Source organism: Agromyces arachidis (assembly GCF_052805135.1).
The window spans coordinates 1-1243 of record NZ_JBRBDK010000023.1 but is presented as its reverse complement, the minus strand read 5'-3'; the positions used below and the strand labels follow the sequence as shown (position 1 = coordinate 1243).

Below are 1243 nucleotides of genomic sequence, written 5' to 3'. Positions count from 1 at the left end.
TGCAGCAACGCCCCGAACGTGTCCGCATCCGCGAACAGGTTCCAGAACGCTTCCTCGTCCTGGAAGTTCGCCATCGGACTGGCAAGCTCCTGCACCTCCTCCGGTGTGAACCGCACCGGGGACAGCACACACACGTTCGGGGCGGTCTGCTTGTTGAAGAACGTCCGCTGCCGCAACCGCGCCTTCATCGTCAACGCGAACGCCGCCAACGCCCCCGCCCGCGGATCAATCTCCGTCCCGAACAGGTTGTGCTTGAGAATCAGCGAGGGAATGTCCGCCTGCGCGTACCCCTCCTCCTCGTAGATCGCGTACAGCAGATCGAACGCGTACGTGAGCATGTGACCCGACCCGCACGCCGGATCGATCACCTTCAACTCCTCCGGCGAACCCACCCGCAAGAAGTCGGTCTCCTCATCGACCGGGTCGATGTAGTACTCCATCCGCTCCCGGATCGACGAACCCGGGTGGTTCAACAACCACAACCGGCCCAGACTGTTCTCCACCAGATACCGGACGATCCAATCCGGGGTGAACAACTGCGTCGCCGGCGGAATCTCCGCAGCCCCCGCCTTCTTCCCCTTCTTGAACCCGGCGAACACCTCGTCCTTCCGCTCCGCAATGTAGAACTGGTACAACCAGCCGATCACCTCCACATCACGGCACACCTCCGGGCTCATCACCTCCACCGCACGCGCCCGCACCGACTCATCCGCAAGCAGATCAGACGGCAACAACAACTCCGTATAATCCGCATCCCGCTCAAACAAGAACGGCATCCACCGATTCCAGAACCGGCAATACGCCGCCAACAACGCCGCGTACGCCTCCTCATCCCGATTCGGCGACTGCAACGACCCATCCAGCAACCCAGACACCCGCGCCCGAGTCCGCGCATCCACCGCATCCTCAAACACGCCACGCTTGGCCGCGACCAACACCCCCGGCTGCACCCCACCCGGCTCTGGCGACACCACCGGCACCGACGTCACCCCAGCCGCATCCATAAACCGCAGCGCCACCAAACGGTTAAACCACGTATACGCCACCCGATCCGCCACCACCGACCGGCCAACCTCACCCCCACCAGCCGCCGAAACCGCACCCTCCAACTCAGCCACCACACCCGGCACCACCACCCGAGCATCCGACCCAGCCCCCAACACCACACCCAACCGGGACCCCACCCCAGCAACCAACCCCCGACGCGCCCACCCCGCAAACGAACGCAAACCCGACGTCTCCA

The 1243-nt window shown here is 64.1% G+C and carries 1 pseudogene; it reads right to left on the bottom strand.

The features are described 5' to 3' along the window. Positions 1 to 1243 (bottom strand): annotated as a pseudogene (locus ACUY4T_RS14415) (BREX-1 system adenine-specific DNA-methyltransferase PglX); the annotation flags it as partial.